This window comes from Spirulina subsalsa FACHB-351, from assembly GCF_026130165.1.
In the GTDB taxonomy this organism is placed as follows: Bacteria; Cyanobacteriota; Cyanobacteriia; order Cyanobacteriales; family Spirulinaceae; genus Spirulina_A; species Spirulina_A subsalsa_A.
In genome coordinates, this window is record NZ_JAIHOM010000024.1 from 1 (window position 1) to 19,087 (window position 19,087).

The 19,087-nt window shown below is 46.6% G+C and carries 18 protein-coding genes; all 18 read left to right on the forward strand.

The window, feature by feature from the left end:
- The first annotated feature begins 317 nt into the window (after window positions 1-317).
- Window positions 318-536, forward strand: a complete 219-nt coding sequence (locus K4A83_RS06600) for a hypothetical protein (protein ID WP_265263663.1) — start codon at window positions 318-320, stop codon at window positions 534-536.
- A 53-nt stretch (window positions 537-589) separates the two neighbouring features.
- A complete protein-coding gene (locus tag K4A83_RS06605; protein ID WP_265263665.1) occupies window positions 590-1,231 on the forward strand; it encodes a type I restriction enzyme HsdR N-terminal domain-containing protein in 642 nt (213 codons plus the stop codon).
- 74 nt (window positions 1,232-1,305) lie between these two features.
- A complete protein-coding gene (mgtE, locus tag K4A83_RS06610; protein ID WP_265263666.1) occupies window positions 1,306-2,709 on the forward strand; it encodes a magnesium transporter in 1,404 nt (467 codons plus the stop codon).
- A 3-nt stretch (window positions 2,710-2,712) separates the two neighbouring features.
- The gene (locus K4A83_RS06615) at window positions 2,713-4,212 is read left to right on the forward strand and encodes a SagB/ThcOx family dehydrogenase (RefSeq protein ID WP_265263667.1); all 1,500 of its coding nucleotides are present in this window, start codon (window positions 2,713-2,715) and stop codon (window positions 4,210-4,212) included.
- A gap of 527 nt (window positions 4,213-4,739) precedes the next feature.
- Window positions 4,740-5,933, forward strand: coding sequence for a glycosyltransferase family 2 protein (locus K4A83_RS06620; RefSeq protein ID WP_265263669.1), 1,194 nt, complete (start codon window positions 4,740-4,742; stop codon window positions 5,931-5,933).
- A 3-nt stretch (window positions 5,934-5,936) separates the two neighbouring features.
- Complete coding sequence (locus tag K4A83_RS06625) at window positions 5,937-7,157, forward strand: DegT/DnrJ/EryC1/StrS family aminotransferase (protein ID WP_265263671.1); 1,221 nt, start codon at window positions 5,937-5,939, stop codon at window positions 7,155-7,157.
- Window positions 7,158-7,284: 127 nt separating this feature from the next.
- Window positions 7,285-8,295 carry a Gfo/Idh/MocA family protein gene (locus K4A83_RS06630; RefSeq protein ID WP_265263672.1) on the forward strand — a complete coding sequence of 337 codons (1,011 nt, stop codon included), beginning with the start codon at window positions 7,285-7,287 and terminating at the stop codon, window positions 8,293-8,295.
- Window positions 8,296-8,776: 481 nt separating this feature from the next.
- The gene (locus tag K4A83_RS06635) at window positions 8,777-9,400 is read left to right on the forward strand and encodes an acyltransferase (protein WP_265263673.1); all 624 of its coding nucleotides are present in this window, start codon (window positions 8,777-8,779) and stop codon (window positions 9,398-9,400) included.
- A gap of 24 nt (window positions 9,401-9,424) precedes the next feature.
- Complete coding sequence (locus K4A83_RS06640) at window positions 9,425-10,873, forward strand: NAD(P)/FAD-dependent oxidoreductase (RefSeq protein ID WP_265263674.1); 1,449 nt, start codon at window positions 9,425-9,427, stop codon at window positions 10,871-10,873.
- A complete protein-coding gene (locus K4A83_RS06645; protein WP_265263675.1) occupies window positions 10,870-11,508 on the forward strand; it encodes a class I SAM-dependent methyltransferase in 639 nt (212 codons plus the stop codon). Before K4A83_RS06640 ends, K4A83_RS06645 begins: the two co-directional genes overlap by 4 nt.
- A 334-nt stretch (window positions 11,509-11,842) precedes the next feature.
- Window positions 11,843-12,160 (forward strand): acyl carrier protein, encoded by a 318-nt coding sequence (locus K4A83_RS06650; protein WP_265263677.1) that lies wholly within the window; start codon window positions 11,843-11,845, stop codon window positions 12,158-12,160.
- Window positions 12,161-12,169: 9 nt separating this feature from the next.
- Window positions 12,170-12,868, forward strand: a complete 699-nt coding sequence (locus tag K4A83_RS06655; protein ID WP_265263678.1) for an SDR family NAD(P)-dependent oxidoreductase — start codon at window positions 12,170-12,172, stop codon at window positions 12,866-12,868.
- A gap of 45 nt (window positions 12,869-12,913) precedes the next feature.
- Entirely contained in the window at window positions 12,914-13,417 is a 504-nt protein-coding gene (locus K4A83_RS06660) for a hypothetical protein (RefSeq protein WP_265263679.1), read from the forward strand.
- A 16-nt stretch (window positions 13,418-13,433) separates the two neighbouring features.
- Window positions 13,434-14,801 (forward strand): ANL family adenylate-forming protein, encoded by a 1,368-nt coding sequence (locus K4A83_RS06665; protein ID WP_265263680.1) that lies wholly within the window; start codon window positions 13,434-13,436, stop codon window positions 14,799-14,801.
- A gap of 123 nt (window positions 14,802-14,924) precedes the next feature.
- Window positions 14,925-15,560 carry an acyltransferase gene (locus tag K4A83_RS06670; RefSeq protein ID WP_265263681.1) on the forward strand — a complete coding sequence of 212 codons (636 nt, stop codon included), beginning with the start codon at window positions 14,925-14,927 and terminating at the stop codon, window positions 15,558-15,560.
- A gap of 365 nt (window positions 15,561-15,925) precedes the next feature.
- Window positions 15,926-16,819 carry an esterase/lipase family protein gene (locus K4A83_RS06675; RefSeq protein ID WP_265263682.1) on the forward strand — a complete coding sequence of 298 codons (894 nt, stop codon included), beginning with the start codon at window positions 15,926-15,928 and terminating at the stop codon, window positions 16,817-16,819.
- A 15-nt stretch (window positions 16,820-16,834) separates the two neighbouring features.
- The gene (locus tag K4A83_RS06680; RefSeq protein ID WP_265263683.1) at window positions 16,835-17,488 is read left to right on the forward strand and encodes a GNAT family N-acetyltransferase; all 654 of its coding nucleotides are present in this window, start codon (window positions 16,835-16,837) and stop codon (window positions 17,486-17,488) included.
- A gap of 145 nt (window positions 17,489-17,633) precedes the next feature.
- Entirely contained in the window at window positions 17,634-19,073 is a 1,440-nt protein-coding gene (locus tag K4A83_RS06685; RefSeq protein ID WP_265263684.1) for a glycosyltransferase family 39 protein, read from the forward strand.
- Window positions 19,074-19,087: the final 14 nt, after the last annotated feature.

Consider the following 19,087-nt stretch of genomic DNA (forward strand, 5'->3'; position numbering starts at 1 on the left):
TGGACATGGCGTAAGACGGGGACATAACTAATGAAAGTTGGTGGTGTACGCAGATGTGAGTGAAGCAGAAACTCAAATCGTGAGGTTTGGGAATCACCGTGGCTTTAGTCCGGTGAGGAGGTCAACTTAGTGTCATGACGATGTTTCAGATGCCCGAAAAGCTGGCATTGATCCCAGAAAAACCCAGATTCACTGTTGAATAGGGAGCTAGGGGGAAGGGAGCAGGGATTCACCCAGCCTTTTTCTCCGGAAGCCTGCCTATACTGGAGGAAAGAAGAAATAATCTGAACCATTCACTTTTATCTACCAAGGGTCTTATGTCTACTTTGACCGACCATTTAGACTCGTTCCGCAAATTACCGCTACAAACTCAATTGATTTTCATTGGCTCTGCTCGTTCTAAACCGGAGTTTGCCCAACACCCGGAACAAATCGAGATGCTTAAGCGTGTCCATGCTGAGTGTGTACAGTTTGCGTCAGAGTCTGAGCGAGCGGAGTATTATCAGGCGATCGCCACTTGGGTGACCCATCACTAGACATCTCCTAGAATGGGGCATAGGAGAGATTTATCTTGGTTTAACTCCCAAATATGCCTGAATTGATCACCCCCCAAAATATTACCTTGCGTACCCTCAAACAAACCTTGGGGCTAACAGCTACGGCCAGCCAAAATTTTTTCCCTGAATGGCATGAAAATTTGCCCGCTTTAAGTCGGGAAGAACAAGTGACCCTAGATCGAGTCCAAGGGAATTTTCTCGATTTAATGGAAGACCCGCCTTTACTGGAAAATACGGTAAAAATGGTCATTCTTGCCCCGCTTTTGGATCTCGCGGGATTATACCGCCGTCCCTTCCGGATCACAACGGAACAAAGCATGAGCATTGACTTAGAAGATGAAGGCATTTTGATTCAAGGACGGATTGATATTTTAGTTGTGCGCGATTATTTATGGTTAGTGGTGATTGAGTCCAAACGGAGCGACTTTGCCGTGACTCGCGCCCTCCCCCAAACTCTCGCTTATTTGTTAAGCAATCCCAAAACCTCCCATCCGACCTTTGGTCTAATTACCAACGGTCATGAGTTTTTATTTGTCAAAGCTCAAAGGACTCCTCATGCTCAGTACGGCACTTCTAGACTTTTCTCTCTGATTAATCCCAACGCTGAACTCTATCAAGTGTTAGCGATTCTCAAGAGATTAACTCAAGAACAACACACAGGAGAGGGGGACTAGGGGCTTCCTTTTCTCCCTCGAATCCGGCAAATTAGCCGTACAATGACTGATCATGTACCAAAACAGGGTTAACCTTGACTGAACAAACCCCACCAAGCCAAACTGTAACCCGTGATGAACTACGCCAACTGGTGCGGACCCAGTTGGAAATGTTGCTGGAAAAAGGGAATCTCCAAGGGGCTAAAGCTTTGTTAATTCCGGTGCAGCCTGTGGATATTGCCGAAGCCATTGAACTGTTGCCGGAGTCCATGCAGGCGATCGCCTTTCGCTTACTCTCCAAAGACGAAGCCATCACAGTTTACGAATATCTCGACTCCACGGTGCAACAGTCCTTGCTCCAAGAATTTAAACGGCAGGAAGTGCTAGACATTGTAGATCAAATGTCCCCCGATGACCGCGCCCGTTTATTTGATGAACTCCCCGCCAAAGTCGTCCGCCAATTAGTCGCCCACATGAGTCCCAAGGAGCGTCAAGCTACAGCGCTCTTATTGGGCTATGAGGAGGACACAGCGGGGCGAATCATGACCCCGGAATATATTTCCCTCAAAGAGACATTAACCGTCGCTCAAGCCCTCGAACGCATCCGCACCCTCTCCAATGCCTCAGAACTAATTTACTATCTCTATGTAACCGATATCTCCCGCCACCTCAAAGGGATTGTTTCTCTGCGGGATTTGGTGATTTCTCCCCCGGAGCAAGTGTTAGGGGAGATCATGACCTTGGATGTGGTGAGTATCACCACCGATATGGATCAAGAGGAAGTCGCCCGTTTAATCCAACGGTATGATCTCGTAGCCCTGCCTGTGGTGGATAAGGAACAGCGTTTGGTGGGAGTGGTGACAGTGGATGATGTGCTGGATATTTTAGAACAGGAGGCGACAGAAGATATTTACGCCCTCGGCGGTCTACAAGGGGATGGGAGCAACTATTTTCAAACCAATTTATTTACAGTGGCTCGTAAACGGGTGTTTTGGTTATTGGTGTTATTGGTGACGAATACCTTCACCAGTTCGATTATTCAAACCCAAGGCACCAATTTAGCTTGGACAGGACAGGCGATCGCGATTACCGCCTTTATTCCCCTCCTGACTGGCACAGGGGGTAATATTGGGGCGCAATCTTCTACCGTTGTGATTCGTGGCTTGAACACAAATGAATTAAAGGATCTCAGTCCGTTGCAAGTGATTGGACGGGAAGCCTTAGCGGGATTCTTACTAGGGACTATGTTGGGCATTCTGGCCACCCTGTGGGGTTACTATATCCTCAAGGAAACATTAGTTGTTGCGATCGCCGTTGGTAGTAGTCTCGTTGTAATTTCCCTATTAGCCTCGGTTTCAGGCTCTGGTTTACCCTTTTTGTTTCGTTTATTGAGTTTAGACCCCGCCCTCATGTCTGCCCCCTTTATTACTACCGCAGTAGATGTAATTGGCGTGTTAATTTATTTCCATATTGCCCGGTTGATCTTCTTCCACCTGTAACCCATGTCTTCTATCGCTAGTCATTACCACGAACGCACCAAATACGCCCCAGACACCATTGCGACCAAAAGTCAGGGTCTAGACTGGTCGAAACAACCCAGTCCCTTTAAAGAGTACAAACTGGGCAAAACCCTTGACCTCAAACCCTATCTAGGCAAAGAGGCCCTAGAGAATTTGACCCCAGAGGCGATCGCCTGGCGCAGACTCTCTCAAATGCTCTACTGTACCTATGGCATCACCGCCAAAATGGCCACCCTCATGGGCCCCCCAGTCTATTTACGCGCCGCCCCCTCAGCCGGAGGACTCTACCCAGCCGAACTTTACCTGATCTCTCGTGGAACCGCTCTCCTGCCCCCCGGACTCTACAACTACCAACCCCAAAACCACGCCCTCCTGCAATTTTGGGATGAGGCCGTTTGGGCTAATTTAGAACAAGCTTGTTTTGAACCTGAAATCTTAAAACAAGTGGATCTCGCCCTCATCACCTCCGCCATCTTTTATCGTTCCGCTTGGCGTTATGAAGATCGGGCCTACCGTCGCATTTTTCTCGATACCGGGCATCTGTTGGGCAATTTAGAACTCGCTGGAGCGATTAATCAGTTTCACCCCTGTTTATTAGGCGGTTTCAATGACCAAGCCATGAACGAACTCCTCTATCTCGATACCGAACAAGAAGGAGTCATGACCGTGATTCCCCTCACCGACTCCACTCCCTCCCCCGAATCCTATCTCACCGCCCTCCCCTCCCCCATCCATTCCGACTACGCCCTAGTACAGGATGGCGAGCTTTTAAACTATTTTCATCAGGCCACCCAAATCACCCAATTTCAAACCCCCACCTCTGAGGTCAGTCAGACAACAGATAAATATAACTTTCCCTTTTGTTTGAAGATTTCCACCCAAACAAATCCGATTCACTGGGGAATTCACTTAGAAGAATTGGAACAAACCATCCTAAAACGGCGCTCGACCCGTGCTTATACGGGGGCTGACCTGACCTTAGACGAATTAAACCAACTTCTCCACTTCACCTATCAGCCCGCAGACTACGCCGACCAAGGCTTAGACCCCCAGCCCGACTATTTTGATTTAAGTCTCCTCCAGACCTTTGTCGTGGTGTCAGGGGTGACAGGTCTAGAAGAAGGTTGTTATTACTACGCCCCCCACGCCCAAGAATTGCGGCAAATTCGCTTTAAAAACTTCCGCCGAGATGTTCATTTTCTCTGTTTAGGGCAAGAATTGGGACGGGATGCCGGGGCGGTGATCTTCCATACAGCCGACTTAAAGCTTGCTATCCAGAAATATGGCGATCGCGTTTATCGGTATCTGCACATGGACGCGGGTCATTTGGGACAACGTTTAAACCTCGCCGCCATTCATCTAGGCCTAGGAGTGAGTGGCATTGGGGGCTTTTTTGATGACCAAGTGAATGAAGTCCTCGGCATCCCTGAAGATGAAGCCGTAATCTACATCACTACCCTAGGCCGTCCCAGAGTCCGCTAATTCATATTCCGTTACACTTTATATTTCTTCAAGGTGATAAGTTTATCTTTACTCCCCTGATCCATCCTGTGACCATTGGCTAGGGTTTACAGTCCCCGCCCTCATGTTTACTCATAAAAAATACTTATTTTACGTCGAAAAATTCAACTCACTTTATAAAGATTCCGTAAAGATACGGAGAAAACCTCGACATTGACTTTTGGCTTTGCCATAATTTTGTGGAGGGGAAAAATTAGGATCGGCTTACTATAGCAGGTCAAAAATATTTCATTATTGCTTCTTGCCTGAGTTCAAATTGGGCAACAATATCTCTGATCTTTTGATAGCCATACCTGAACGAGTCATTCAAAAACCAGTCATTCAAACCAAATCGTTATTTAAATAGGATAGTCCTGTGAACAAAATCACAGAGATTCCTGCTCAACTTTTTTCTTTTGGTTTGTTTGCTCGCTTTCCTATGCAGCTTTTTCTGTGCCGGAGCGCGAACTGCCTATTCAATCATAATAAATCTTTAGGACAAGTGGGTTATGTTACAGCATCAAATCCCAACTGACCAATGGGAAAACAATCAATCAGAAAATTTAGTAGTGTTGTCGATTGATGAATGTAATGGAAATGCAGAAAAACAGGGAACAGCCCATTTAGGAGAATTTTCCAACGTTACCCCAGATTTAAGACCGCTCGTTTCTTTAATTGTTCCCGCCTATAATGAAGAGGCGATTCTCGAAGAAAATCTAGAAACTCTCTATCAATATACTGAATCTCTGGCAGAATTATATCGCTGGGAAATTTTAGTTATTAATGATGGGAGTCGAGATAATACAGGTTTTTTAGCCGAACAATTTGCTTGTGACAAAGACAATGTTTTTGTCTATCATCATGGGGTCAATTTTGGTCTAGGTCAAGCGTTACAATTTGGCTTTCATAACTGTCAGGGCGATTATGTGATTGTCTTTGATTTAGATTTAAGTTATGCGCCCCATCATATTGGTCAATTGCTGGACAAAATTACACAAACCAATGCCCGGGTCGTGGTGGCTTCTCCTTATATGAAAGGGGGGCAGATTTCTAATGTGCCGTGGCTAAGGCAAACTCTTAGTATTTGGGCGAATCGTTTTCTGAAAGTGGCGGCCAAAGACACCTTAGCCACCTTAACGGGAATGGTGCGGGTTTATGATGGGCCATTTTTGCGATCGCTCAATTTACGGTCAATGGGCATGGAGATTAACCCAGAAATCATCCATAAAGCCATGTTACTCAATGCAAGGATCATTGAAATCCCTGCCCATCTACACTGGCGCACGACTTCCCAACCTACCCCGAAAAAGAATCGTCGGCAGTCCAGCATGAAAATCTTAAAACATACCATGTCCATTGTGGTTTCAGGGTTTTTATTCCGACCTGTGATGTTTTTTATTCTTCCGGGTTTGTTCTTTCTGTTTCTATCCTTAATTGCCGATAGTTGGGTATTAATTCACTGTTTTAATGAGTTCCAAAATCCCGAATTAGCCCAATATTGGTTTGGTTATCGCCTATCAGAAGCCGTGGCCAATGCGTTTAAGCTTTCTCCCCATTCCTTTATCTTGGGGGGAATGACCTTAATGATTGCCATTCAACTGATTAGTTTAGGAATCTCTTCCTTGCAAAGTAAGAGTTATTTCGAGGAGGTATTTTATCTAGGAACCGCTATCTATAAATCCACTCAAGCAAAAGGAAAGTAAGTCATGACTACATTTGCCGTCCCCCCGCGTATGGTGTCCCTGCCTTCGGATCAAGATGCTTCAGGTCGGACTCTGGGAGAAGCCGAAATTAGATTAGTCGCTGAGGCGATTAATAGCGGCACTTTAACCGGAACAAAAGGCACATTTGTCAAGCAATTAGAACAGGAATTTGCCCAATTGTTAGGGGTAAAGTATGCCTATAGTTGCGCGTCTGGTTCGGCGGCGGTTCATGTGGCGATCGCAGCCATCGATCCCGAACCCGGTGATGAGATTGTCACCACCGCCATTACAGACATGGGTGCATTAACCCCCATTCTCTATCAGGGCGCGATCCCCGTCTTTGCAGATGTGGATCCCCGCACTTGGAACGTAACAGCCGCCAGTATTGAGCAGGTTTTGAGCGATCGCACCAAAGCCATCATCGTCACCCATTTATTCGGCAATCCCTGCGAAATGACCGAAATTATGGCCCTAGCCCAATCTCGCCATATTCCCGTCATTGAAGATTGCGCCCAGGCCTTCCTCGCCACCCATAATGGTCAGTATGTCGGGGCAATTGGTGACATTGGCTGTTTTAGCTTACAGCAAGGAAAGCACATCACCACAGGTGAGGGCGGAATCGTCACCACCAATGATGATGCACTAGCTCGTCGTATGTTCTTATTTATTAATAAAGCATGGGGTTATGGAGATCCCCAACCCGATCATTATTTCTTAGCCTTGAACTACCGGATGTCTGAATTACAAGGTGCTGTCGCCGTGGCACAGTTGCAAAAACTGCCCGAAATTGTCCAAGCCCGACGCACCACAGCCGATCAACTCACAGAGCAAATCCAAGACCTGCCGGGTATTACCCCCCCTTGGCTAGACCCCCGCAATACTCACAGTTACTGGAAATATTGCCTGAGTGTGGATAGTGCCGTAGTTCCCGACGGAGCCCTAGGATTAGCCAAACGGTTAAAAGCCGAAAAAGGCATTTTCTCCGCCCCCCGTTATATCCAAAAACCCGCCTTCCAGTGTGAAGTATTCCGGGAACAGCGCACCTTCGGAAACTCTCGTTTCCCCTTCACCTTAGCCCGTCCCGAAGCGATAGATTACAGTCCCGAAAAATATCCCGGGAGCTTTGCCGGACTCGAAGCCGTGTTAGTGTTGCCTTGGAATGAACGCTACACCATCGATCATGTGAACTATATCGCGACATCTCTGGGCGAACTGTTGGCCTGAAGTCCCCAACACCAACACTTGATCCGCGCTCTCCCCCTAGGGGAGCGTCGGGAGGCCATTAATCTATTGCCGTTTTTTCTTTTCTCTCTGCAACATTCATCATTAACCTTTCTCCACTGAGCCAATCATGAGTAAAAAATTAAGTTTCGGATTAGTGGGTGCTGGTGCGATCGCCCAGGCCTATGGTCAAGCCTTCCCCAAAGCAGAATACGCCCAATTAGTCGCCGTTGCCGATGTGCGTCCCGAAGCGGCCAAAAACCTCGCCCAAGTCGTAGGCGCCCGGAGTTACACCTCCTATGAAAAGATGGCCGAAACGGAAAAATTGGACGGGGTGATTATTTGCACCCCCCCCAGTACCCACCCCGACATCTGCCTCCACTTCATTGAAAAAGGGATTAACGTACTGTGTGAAAAACCCTTTAGTATTGACAGTCGCAGCGCCTACGCCATGCGAGACGCGGCCAGAAAAGCCGGGGTTTTGATTACCATGGCCTCTAAATTCCGCTATGTGCAGGATGTCATCCGCGCTAAAAGTATTGTCGAATCAGGGATTTTAGGGGAAATCGTCCTCTTTGAGAACGCTTTCACCGCCCGGGTCGATATGTCCGAACGTTGGAACGCCAATCCAGTCGTCAGTGGGGGCGGTGTGTTGATGGATAACGGGACCCACTCGGTGGATATTATGCGGTACCTCCTCGGCCCCATCGCTCAATTACAAGTGGTGGAAGGCAAGCGCATCCAAGGTTTAGACGTGGAAGACACCGCCCAGATGTTTGTCATGAGTGAGTCGGGAGTGCGGGGCAGTATTGATCTGTCTTGGAGTTTGAATAAAGAACTAGATTACTTTATTCGGATTTATGGCTCTCAGGGGACTATTTCCGTGGGCTGGAAAGAGTCGAAATATCGTCAAGCGAGTAGCCCGGATTGGATTGTGTTTGGGACGGGCTATAACAAAGTGCAGGCCTTTTGTCGTCAGTTGGATAACTTCTCCCAAGCCATTCAAGCCGATGCTCCGTTGTTAATTACGGTGGATGATGCGATCGCCTCGGTGGAAGTATTAGAAACGGCCTATGCTGCCCTCCCCCAAAGTCATTGGGTATCCGTTGCCCCCCTCAAAATGCCCGTCGCCATTGGTTAATGCCCCCCGTCTTGTTCCCCCCGTCTTGTTCCCCCCGTCTTGTTCCCCCCGTCTTGTTCCCCCCGTCTTGTTCCCCCCTTCCAAAGGGGGGCTAGGGGGGATAAATCCCTTGAATGGGGGGCTAGGGGGGATAAATCCCTTGAATGGGGGGCTAGGGGGGATAAATCCCTTGAATGGGGGGCTAGGGGGGATAGATCCCTTGAATGGGGGGCTAGGGGGGATAGATCCCTTGAATGGGGGGCTAGGGGGGATAAATCCACTCCAAGAGGAGAGAGAAACCTGTCAATTACCCCACCCACAAACTGTATTCCGGTGTTGGGGTGCAATCCCCCAAAGCCACCCTAGTTCAGCTTTTAGCCAGAGCAAATGGACTGGTGGTGAGCCGACAATCTATTGCTTGCTTCGGGGGCATCGAACCCCACTCAGCAAGCGCTCCTATCCCTCCGCACCCACAAGGGGATGCGGTTTCTCGGAGAAATTCATGAATCTAATTCGTATTCATCCCACCGCCATCATTGAAGAAAACGTCCAAATTGGGGCAGGGACTTCCGTTTGGGACAACGTGCATATTCGGCACTCCACCCAAATCGGGGAACAGTGCATCATCGGGGAAAAGACCTATATTGCCTATGGGGTGAAAATTGGCGATCGCGTCAAAATTAACGCCTTCGTCTATATCTGTAACGCCGTCACCCTAGAAGATGGCGTAATGATTAGCGCCGGAACCGTCTTCACCAACGATCGGTTTCCCCGTGCCGCTACCCCCGACCTGCAACAACTCTGGACATCAGACCCCGATGAACACACCCTTCCCACCCTCGTCAAAGCCGGAGCCACCATCGGCGCCCATTGCACCATCGGCAATGATTTAACCATTGGTCGTTTCGCCATGGTGGGAATGGCCGCCCTCGTGACCAAATCCATCCCCGACTTTCATCTAGCCATCGGACACCCGGCCAAGTCGGTGGGCTGCGTCTGTCGGTGCGGAAATCCCCTCCTGCGCTTCCCCGAGGAAGATACTCCAGTGAACGTGAAAAAAGTCGTCTGTTCCGCTTGTGGTCGTGCCTACGAGATTCGAGATCGGCAAGTGCTGGAAATCCATTGAGAATAAATAATTAATTATTAACCCATGAAACCGAACCCTCCACCAACCCAGCAAAACCCCGATTCTGTCCCCCCCTCCCCCAGTGAGGATAAAGTCCCCCCCTTCCCCAGTGAAGATAAAGTCCCCCCCTTCCAAAGGGGGGCTAGGGGGGATAAACCCCTATCCTGGGGCATTGTGGGCGGGGGGATTTTGGGCATGACTTTAGCCCAGCGTCTCATCCAAGCCGGACAGCGCGTGACCTTAATTGAAAGCGCTCCCCAACTGGGTGGATTAGCCAGTGCGTGGCAACTCGATGATTTAATCTGGGACCGTCACTATCACGTTACCCTGCTATCGGATAGCCACCTGCGGGGATTATTACGGGAATTGGGACTAGAAGACCAAATGCGCTGGGTCGAGACAAAAACCGGAGTTTATGCCAACGGTCAACTTTATTCTGTGTCCAATGCCCTGGAATTCTTGTTATTTCCACCCTTGAACCTGATTGATAAAATCCGGTTAGCTGTGACCATTCTCTATGCGTCGAGAATTCAAAATTGGCGCAAACTAGAGCAGATTTCCGTTGTAGACTGGTTACGACGTTGGTCAGGCGATCGCACCTTAAAAAAATTCTGGTTGCCCCTCCTGCGCTCCAAACTCGGCGACAACTACCCCAAAGCCTCCGCCGCCTTCATTTGGGCCATCATCGCCCGCCTCTATGCCGCCCGTCGCACCGGATTAAAAAAAGAAATGTTCGGCTACCTCCCCGGAGGCTACGCCCGCCTGTTAGAGCAGTTTAGCAAGGCATTAACCGCCCAAGGAGTCAAAATTAACCTCGGGCAGCCCGTTCAACGGGTACAAGCCGCGCCAAGCGGCACAGAGATAACATTTCGGGACGGGTCTAGCCAAATCTTTGATCAAGTCATCATCACCGCCGCCGCCCCCCTCGCTGCCCAACTCTGCCCCCAACTCACAGAAACCGAAATCCACCGTCTCCACAGCATCCAATATCAAGGCATTATCTGCGCTTCCCTACTGTTGCGTCGCCCCCTCGCCACCTACTACGTCACCAACATCACCGACGACGGCATCCCCTTCACTGGGGTAATCGAAATGACCACCCTAGTGAAACCCGAAGAATTTGGCGGGCGCACCTTAGTATACCTCCCCAAATACGTCCCCGTCGAAGATACCGCCTTTCAGTTAACCGACGAGGAATTAAAAGCCCAATTTATGACCGCCCTATTGAAAATGTACCCCCATTTACACCCCGACGACTTATTAAGTTTCCAAGTCTCTCGGGTGAAATATGTTCTCCCCATTTCCACCTTAAACTACTCCCGCAATTTACCCCCCATGACTACCTCAATCCCGGGAATTCATATTGTCAACTCAGCCCATATTCTAAACGGCACCCTAAACATAAATGAAACCATCCAACTCGCAGAACGCGCTATTAAAGAGATTTTATCACCCCAACCCACCCAGCTATGAAATTACAACTTTTGCCCCCCCATAGTTTAATTAAGACCGGAACTGTTGATCATGCTGACTGGAATTTTCGCCCCATTTTAGGCTGGATTCAACGTCTACGCTTTCGTTTAGTTCTGTCCCTTTTGCCCAAAGAACCCATTAATAAACTATTAGAAGTTGGCTATGGAAGCGGGATATTTTTACCCGAACTTAGCCAACATTGTTATCAGTTATACGGCACAGACATCCACCATCATCACCAATCTATCACCCAACTATTAGAACACCTAAATATCCACACTCATCTCTATGCTAGTAGTGTGGAATTCTTGCCTTTTGCTGACCAGATTTTTGATACCATTGTAGCCGTCAGTACCTTAGAATTTGTCGAGGATATAGAAGCCGCTTGTTTAGAATTAAAGCGAGTGCTAAAACCGGGAAAATCTTTAATTATTATCACCCCCGGCCATTCTCCTTTAGTAGATTGGGGCTTAAAGTTATTAACCGGAGAAAGTGCCAAGACAGATTATGAAGATCGTCGTCAAACGTTAATCCCTATCTTATTAAAGCATTTTACCCTACAAGACAAGAAAACATTTCCCCGTTGGGGGAGTTCTATCTTCTGCCTATATAAAGCCCTCAAGCTATCCTATTAAATGAATTATCAATTTGTCGGTTGGGTGAAGCGACAGCGCAATCCAACAAAAGCGAATCCTCAAACTGTCCTATTAAATGAATTACCAATTTATCGGTTGGGTGAAGCGACAGCGCAATCCAACAAAACAGTATATTTTGCTCAATTGTATTCCCTCACACCGTCCCCCATTTTTGTCAAAAAATCAAGATTTCTCCCCTAACGCCCTCTCCCATGCTTTCGATGTAAACAAACATAAACTAACATGATTTAAAATTAAGATTTCCCCCCTCTACCTAGATTAGCAACTATAATATTGGCTATGTTACTTGTCATTTAAACAAGGAGCTATGATTATGATTGAATCCACGGCTCAAACAGAAAAACTGATTGATCTGATTCTCCAGAATATTGAAGAAATAGGAGAAGAACAACAGATTGAAATTCCCGCAAATTTAAGTACAGACACTGCATTATTCGGCAAACATGGACTGTTTGACTCATTGGGATTAGTGTCCTTAGTTGTAGCACTCGAACAAAGAATTGAAGACGAATTTGAGTTAAGCATTAGCTTGGCAGATGAGCGGGCGATGTCCCAGAAAAATAGTCCTTATCGAACTATTGAATCTTTGGCCAATTATGCTCATAGCTTAATGCTGGAGAAACAAAACTAAGGGGCGATTATGGAAGCACCTATTACCTTAATCACAGGAACTCGCAAAGGAATCGGTTATTTTTTAGCCCAATATTATAGTAAAGCTGGTCATATTGTGATTGGTTGTAGTCGTCATACCATTGACTGGGAACTCCCCCATTATGAACATTATCAAGTGGATGTTGCCAACGAGGAGCAAGTTAAATTGCTTTTTTCGAGTATCCGCAAAAAGTATCAAAGACTGGACAACTTGATTAATAATGCGGGAATTGCTTCCATGAATCATGCTTTAGTTACCCCTATTTCAACAGTGGAGAAGGTACTCAATACCAATGTCATCGGCACATTTTTGTTTTGTCGAGAAGGGGCTAAACTGATGAAAAAAAATCACTATGGCCGCATTGTTAATTTTACCACAATTGCGGTGCCGTTAAAGTTAGCAGGAGAGGCCATTTATGTGGCATCAAAAGCGGCGGTTTTATCCTTAACAGAAGTATTAGCTAAGGAGTTCGCAGACTTAGGGATTACGGTGAATGCAGTGGGGCCTGTACCCATTGAAACGGATTTAATTCGCGCTGTTCCCCCCGCTAAAATTCAAGCTTTATTAAACCAACAAGCAATTAAACGATTCGGCACCTTTGAAGATGTTGCCAATGTGATTGATTTTTTTCTGCGTCCTGAGAGTAATTTTATCACGGGGCAACATCTTTATTTAGGAGGGGTATAGGTCAGTCGTCAATCGTTTTTATGACCAATATGGAATAAATGAATCATGACTTATTTCTCTATTTCTTCGACCTTAAAAACCAGTTATCGGGATGATTTAGAACGCTTGATGTTTTTTAATCCTCATCAAGGGAAAGTCCGTGAACAGGTAATGACTTCGATTGAAGTCTATGGACAACCTAAAATTCTCGAAGAAGAGGGATTTTTAAAGATTACGCTTGATTCTGATTTCTGTACACAATGTTTGTTTGCTTTAGATACCCGAGAGCAGTTAATTGGGGTGATTATTTATGTGCGTGCCAGTCCAGATCATTTAGTGATTACTCATGTTGCGGTGCAGGAAGATTATGCAAGTGGGGGGATGTATCAGGATCGGTTTTTGGTGTTTCGACTGGTGGCAAGAGTGCGAGAAATTGGTCAGCAAATTAAGGGGATTCAGTGGGTGAGTTTAATTTATGGACTAGGGAAGGAGCAAAAAATTCCCGTTTTTCATGGAGGAGCAAGTCGCCAAACTTCCCAATTTCAGGTTAAGGAAATAATAACAACTTAAGTGGAGATGAGTAGCGATGTATATTGATTTTTTTCAAAAGGTTTTCCGAGAATATGAAGCAGAAAATGCGATTGTCTGGAAAGATGAAATTTTTTCCTATGGCTGGCTGTTAGAAACGTTAGACTATTGGTTAAAGTATCTAGAAGAGCAGGAGATTAAAGGGGGAACAATTGTCAGTTTAGAGGCTGATTTTTCGCCCAATGCGATCGCCCTTTTTTTAGCACTCCTCGAAAAAGGCTGTATTCTCGTGCCTTTGACGGATTCTGTAGCCGCGAAAAAGATTGAGTTTCGCCAAATTGCTCAAGTGGAAGTTATCCTCACAATTGATGAGGGGGACAATATACGCCTACTCAGAACCAATCATACTGTGGATCACGAGATTCTAGTTAACTTGCAAGAGAAACAAGAACCCGGTTTAGTTCTCTTTTCCTCCGGTTCTACAGGCAAGAGTAAGGCCGCCGTGCATAATTTTGTCCCGTTGTTAGAAAAATTTAAAGTTCCTCGTCATAGTTTTCGCACCCTCACCTTTTTATTATTTGACCACATTGGGGGCATTAATACCCTGCTTTACAGTTTAGCCAATGGCGGATTTATCGTCACCTTACAGGATAGATCCCCCGATGCCATTTGTGGGGCGATCGCAAACTATCAGTTACAACTCCTCCCTGCCTCTCCCACCCTACTCAACTTAATCCTACTCAGTGAAGCTTATCAACGTCATGACTTATCCAGTTTAGAAGTCATTACCTACGGCACAGAAGTTATGCCAGAAAGCACCCTCACGCGCTTACATCACCTTTTCCCCAAGGTCAAACTTTTACAAACCTATGGTCTTTCTGAGGTGGGAATTTTACGCTCAAAATCCCGAGATTCTAACTCCCTGTGGTTTAAAATTGGGGGGGAAGGATTTGAAACGAGAATTGTGGAGGGCAAGCTAGAAATTCGAGCGCAATCGGCGATGTTAGGCTATTTAAACGCCCCCAATCCCTTCACCGAGGATGGCTGGTTTAAAACCGGAGATGCGGTGGAAGTGGATGGCGAATATATTCGCATTTTAGGCCGTACTTCGGAGTTAATTAATGTCGGGGGAGAGAAAGTTTATCCTATTGAAGTAGAAAGTACATTAATGTTGATGGAGGGGATTGAAGATGTGGCTGTAAATGGTGTTTCTCACCCGATTACTGGGCAAATTGTTCAAGCCAGAGTCAAACTCAAAACCTCAGAAACCTTGCCAGAATTTCGGAAACGAATGTGGCAATTTTGTCAAGATAAATTAGCAAAATATAAAATTCCCCAGAAGGTGGTTTTAGTCGAGGAATGGCTGCACAGTGATCGGTTTAAAAAGATGCGTCGGGAAGTCCCTGCCAATGAGTATAGTCAGTAATCTGTCAGTTGGGTGGAGCGGAGCGCGAAACCGAACAATTTACTTGGAAATTGTAGCCATCTGTCGGTATTGCTCAATCATTCATCATCGACAAAAAAGGCTTAGGAAATTATTGGCGAATCCATGAAAAAACAGGAACGGATCGAAAGCGATCGCTATACAGCCGTAGAATACCAGCAATTCACCGCCTCGCCCAAGATACGGCGGACAATGAAACTTGCCGGAATGCTGTGCTTGCCTTTCATTTTGCCCCTTGCGATCGCCTCTCGTCGTTCCGACTTCATTTTCCGCACCATTTCCGAACTCCTCTCCCTCCTCCCCTACCTCTTCGGCACCATCATCCGCTACCAATTCTATCGGCACACCCTCACCCACTGCGGCGAAAACGTCGTTATTAGTTTCGGCACCATCTTCCTCTACCGAGATATCGCCATTGGAGATCATGTCCTCATTGGGATGTACAACACCATTCACTATTGCGACTTTGGTTCATTTGTCCTCACTGCCGATGGTTGTCGCTTCCTCAGTGGGGCAAAATACCACAACTTTGAGCGCACCGATTGCCCAATGGCCTTACAGGGCGGGCAATTGCGGCGAATTATCATTAGTGATGACTGTTGGATCGGAGCCAATGCCATCATCCTCAACGATCTCGGTACCGGGAGCATAGTCGGAGCCGGAGCCGTTGTCACCAAACCCGTCGAACCTTACACCATCGTCGCGGGAAACCCTGCCACCCTTATTAGGAGACGCTTTTGACCTCCTCACCGGACTAAAGCCACGGTGATTCCCAAACCTCACGATTTGAGTTTCTGCTTCACTCACATCTGCGTACACCACCAACTTTCATTAGTTATGTCCCCGTCTTACGCCATGTCCACAGACTTTTTAACCCGTTACAGAGTCCCGATTCCGCCAGCCCGGCGGTACGGTGTCCAATCAAGACTGTGCTTGTTGCTTGGATATTTTACTCGTGACAGCTTTTCGACACGAAACCCGCTATATCCAATTTTCAAGGTGCTAATATCGAATGGCCTTGGTTTTCGCTTTTCGATATTTCCAATATTACCAGAAAAATACAAAGCCGTCCTTAAAGGACGGGGTTTCAGACCCAGGAGGTTTTGATGAAAGCCCTGCGTTGGATTTTAGGCTTATTTGTACTGGGGTATGGTTTAGGCTGTCAGGCAGCCTCTCCGCCCCCTCCCACAGCCCAAGAAAACCCCCACCATACCCCCATCCTGTTTGTTCATGGATTAGGGTTAAACGCTAGCACTTGGAATAATGCGATCGCCCACTTCCAAGCCCAAGGCTACCCCTCCAGCTACCTCCTCGCCCTCGATATCAAACCCAACGACGAAATTAATATTACAGCCGCCGAAAAATTTATTGCCCCCGCCATAGAATCCCTCCTCCAACAGGCCGCCCAAACCGCCCGTCAAGCAGGCATCGATCCCCCCCAAAAAGTAGACATCATCGCCCACAGCATGGGCGCCGTCAGCACACGCTGGTACATCGCCAAAATGCGCCCAGAACGAGTCAGGACATGGATCGCCGTCGCCGGAGCCAACTACGGCACAAACGCCCTCTGTCCCTACCCTGGCCCCGCTAACCAAGAAATGTGTCCCGCCTTCGCCACCTCCCAAAGCGACAGCTTCGTACAAATCGCCCTCAACGGCACCCCCAGCACCCCCACAGACCCCAGTCCTTACAGCATCGGCACAAACCCCCCCAACCTCCCCAGCACTCCCCCCGACAGAGAACGCTGTATAGCCTACTTCACCCTGCGCATTGATCCCGATCGCTGGATTAAACCCGAAGACAGCGCCCAGCTACCTGGCTCCGGAATGCCCAACCTCCAACTCCCCAGTCATTTCCCCGCCCAAGAAACCTCCCCCGGCAACTACCTATTCCAGAAACCTGTTGATCATGATCCCCTCCCCCAAGACCCCGATTTTCTCCAACTGGCCAGTTATCTCATTGAACAAGTAGACCAAAATCTTGATTCCCTCTGTCCCTAAACCAACTTAGAACCAATGGACTATCAAACTGTGCGCTTAAGCCCTGCCGCCCGTCCTCCAACCCCCGATCTCATCCAACTCCATCAAACCCTCCTACCCACCAGTCCCATCGTCCTCCTTGGCGAGGAATTTATGGGTCAATTTTACTATCGCCATTTGATTCGGGACGGATTAATCACCGGAGCCATTGCCTATGTAGACAACTACCCAGCCGGATTTATAGTCGTCACCGCCAATCCTAGCGCATTTATGAGTCAAGCCCTGCGTCGCCATTGGTTCTCCTTAGTCTGTACCCTGTTGCTCCCCCTGTTGACCAAACCCCAACGCATCCGGGCGTTGTGGGAAGCTTGGCAGATTATGCGCCATCGCAACCCCAAAAAACAAGAACCCGGAGCAGGAGAAATTCTATCCTTAGGCGTTTTACCCCAATATTGTTCCCCCCAATTCGTCCGCCAGTCCAAACTAAAAATTGCTCAAGACTTGATGGGAATTGGGTTAGAACAATTAGAAAAACAAGGAATATCTGTCGTGCGAGCCATTGTCGATCAAGATAACACCCCAGCCAAGTTTTTTTATCACGGCTTAGGCTGGCATCTCCATCCAGAAATTATCTCCGGCTGGCGCGTTCCTACCGTTGAATTTAGCTGGCATTTTTCCTCAAAATTTTAAATTTTATCCCACTTACTTTTACCCCAAATGACTTATGTTTTCCTCCCTCAAAATTCCCCACCCCAAAGATTCCCACAAGCTCCTAACCTTCAATAAGATTAATTACAATCTATTGACAATAATCAGCTTGTATTTACTGATTACAATGCCCCTTACCTTTCATTTAAATATTTGGATTGATGAAAGTTTTTCCTTACACGCAACCGACAGCAATTTAGCCACAGCCATTCATGAAGCTATTAGCTTTGGAGCTAGACCTCCCGCTTATTTTATCTTACTTTTCCTCTGGAGACAACTGCACTCATCCATTTTTTTCGCCCGCTTATTATCCATTCTCTTAGGCGTGATTGTTATTGCTTTAATCCCCCAACTCTCTAAACAATATTTACCCAAACTTAATCCTTATTGGCTCACCCTATTAGCCGCCTTTAATCCTTATTTCATCTGGGCAGTCTTAGAAATTCGAGAATATCCCTTAATTCTCCTATGGTCTGCCCTGCTTTTGGTCACATTTTTTAAAGGTTACTTAACCGATCATCAGCCGAGACTTAATCAGATTGTCTATGGATTTGTTGCTATTCTTTCCCTTTATACCTACTATTATCTTGCCTTCATTTTAGTCAGTCATGGCTTAATCTTATTGCTTCAAAGGAAATGGCGCAAAGTTCGAGCCTTCGCTCTATGTATGTTCATAAATGCTCTGTTATTTATCCCCTATCTTGCCATCCTTAAAAGTCAACTGTCCGTAGCAGAATCTCGTAAAAGTTCTCTAGAAATAACGTTTTCTTCATTGCTAGATTCTGTTAAATACTTAACTCGGATGGGTGTGAGTTTAGCCTTCAGAAAAGAAATTATTAGCCAAGATTACGCCAATCATTGGTTAAGTTATCTGATCATTGGTATTGGATTGATAGCTATTTTAATCCTAAAACGCCACCTTTTAACTCCAATTAGCTGGAGCATTATTTTACTGAATCTGGGATTATTTGGGATTTTTATAGCCGTCATTAACTTATTAGGAAAACATACCGTTCTCCCCCGTCATCTCATTTTATTATTCCTCCCTATCCTGTTGATGACTGGGCTATTGATTTATCTCATATCCCAAAGTGTAAAAACCAATCAGCGTCAATATTTAGCCTTGGCTTTAGTGAGCCTGATTTTAGTTTTAAACCTGACTTCAACTTACATTATTTATCAACCAATGGCTAAAGAAGGAGATCAAAAACGAGTGAGCCATTATTTAAAGCAAAATGCCCAACCTTCTGAGGAGATTTTTGTTTTTTCCAATTGCTACAACCTTGCACTGAGTTACTATGATCATGGCTCTAATAAACTCCATCCTCTACCTGCTGAACTAGACTTTTCTCGCCCTTCCCTAGAACAGCAAACCTTATCCCCAGAGGAAACCCAAAAATTATTAAATAACCTCAGTCAATATCAGAGTATTTGGTGGGTGAAAGCTGATTTTTGTGATCTCAACTTAACCTGCTCTCAAATTGACGATTTTCTCACCCAGAATTATGTTTTGAAGCAACAACAAGATTTTTATAAAGCAGACGTGAGTTTATTGGAGAAAAATTAACCCACCATGAATGA

What these genes read in the sequence shown, in the direction of transcription:
- K4A83_RS06640 (WP_265263674.1), top strand. Translation starts at nt 9,425, where the DNA reads ATGAAACCGAACCCTCCACCAACCCAGCAAAACCCCGATTCTGTCCCC.
- K4A83_RS06630 (WP_265263672.1), top strand. Translation starts at nt 7,285, where the DNA reads ATGAGTAAAAAATTAAGTTTCGGATTAGTGGGTGCTGGTGCGATCGCC.
- K4A83_RS06655 (WP_265263678.1), top strand. Translation starts at nt 12,170, where the DNA reads ATGGAAGCACCTATTACCTTAATCACAGGAACTCGCAAAGGAATCGGT.
- K4A83_RS06685 (WP_265263684.1), top strand. Translation starts at nt 17,634, where the DNA reads ATGCCCCTTACCTTTCATTTAAATATTTGGATTGATGAAAGTTTTTCC.
- K4A83_RS06615 (WP_265263667.1), top strand. Translation starts at nt 2,713, where the DNA reads ATGTCTTCTATCGCTAGTCATTACCACGAACGCACCAAATACGCCCCA.
- K4A83_RS06660 (WP_265263679.1), top strand. Translation starts at nt 12,914, where the DNA reads ATGACTTATTTCTCTATTTCTTCGACCTTAAAAACCAGTTATCGGGAT.
- K4A83_RS06635 (WP_265263673.1), top strand. Translation starts at nt 8,777, where the DNA reads ATGAATCTAATTCGTATTCATCCCACCGCCATCATTGAAGAAAACGTC.
- K4A83_RS06600 (WP_265263663.1), top strand. Translation starts at nt 318, where the DNA reads ATGTCTACTTTGACCGACCATTTAGACTCGTTCCGCAAATTACCGCTA.
- K4A83_RS06605 (WP_265263665.1), top strand. Translation starts at nt 590, where the DNA reads ATGCCTGAATTGATCACCCCCCAAAATATTACCTTGCGTACCCTCAAA.
- K4A83_RS06620 (WP_265263669.1), top strand. Translation starts at nt 4,740, where the DNA reads ATGTTACAGCATCAAATCCCAACTGACCAATGGGAAAACAATCAATCA.
- K4A83_RS06650 (WP_265263677.1), top strand. Translation starts at nt 11,843, where the DNA reads ATGATTGAATCCACGGCTCAAACAGAAAAACTGATTGATCTGATTCTC.
- K4A83_RS06675 (WP_265263682.1), top strand. Translation starts at nt 15,926, where the DNA reads ATGAAAGCCCTGCGTTGGATTTTAGGCTTATTTGTACTGGGGTATGGT.
- K4A83_RS06680 (WP_265263683.1), top strand. Translation starts at nt 16,835, where the DNA reads ATGGACTATCAAACTGTGCGCTTAAGCCCTGCCGCCCGTCCTCCAACC.
- K4A83_RS06670 (WP_265263681.1), top strand. Translation starts at nt 14,925, where the DNA reads ATGAAAAAACAGGAACGGATCGAAAGCGATCGCTATACAGCCGTAGAA.
- K4A83_RS06665 (WP_265263680.1), top strand. Translation starts at nt 13,434, where the DNA reads ATGTATATTGATTTTTTTCAAAAGGTTTTCCGAGAATATGAAGCAGAA.
- K4A83_RS06625 (WP_265263671.1), top strand. Translation starts at nt 5,937, where the DNA reads ATGACTACATTTGCCGTCCCCCCGCGTATGGTGTCCCTGCCTTCGGAT.
- K4A83_RS06645 (WP_265263675.1), top strand. Translation starts at nt 10,870, where the DNA reads ATGAAATTACAACTTTTGCCCCCCCATAGTTTAATTAAGACCGGAACT.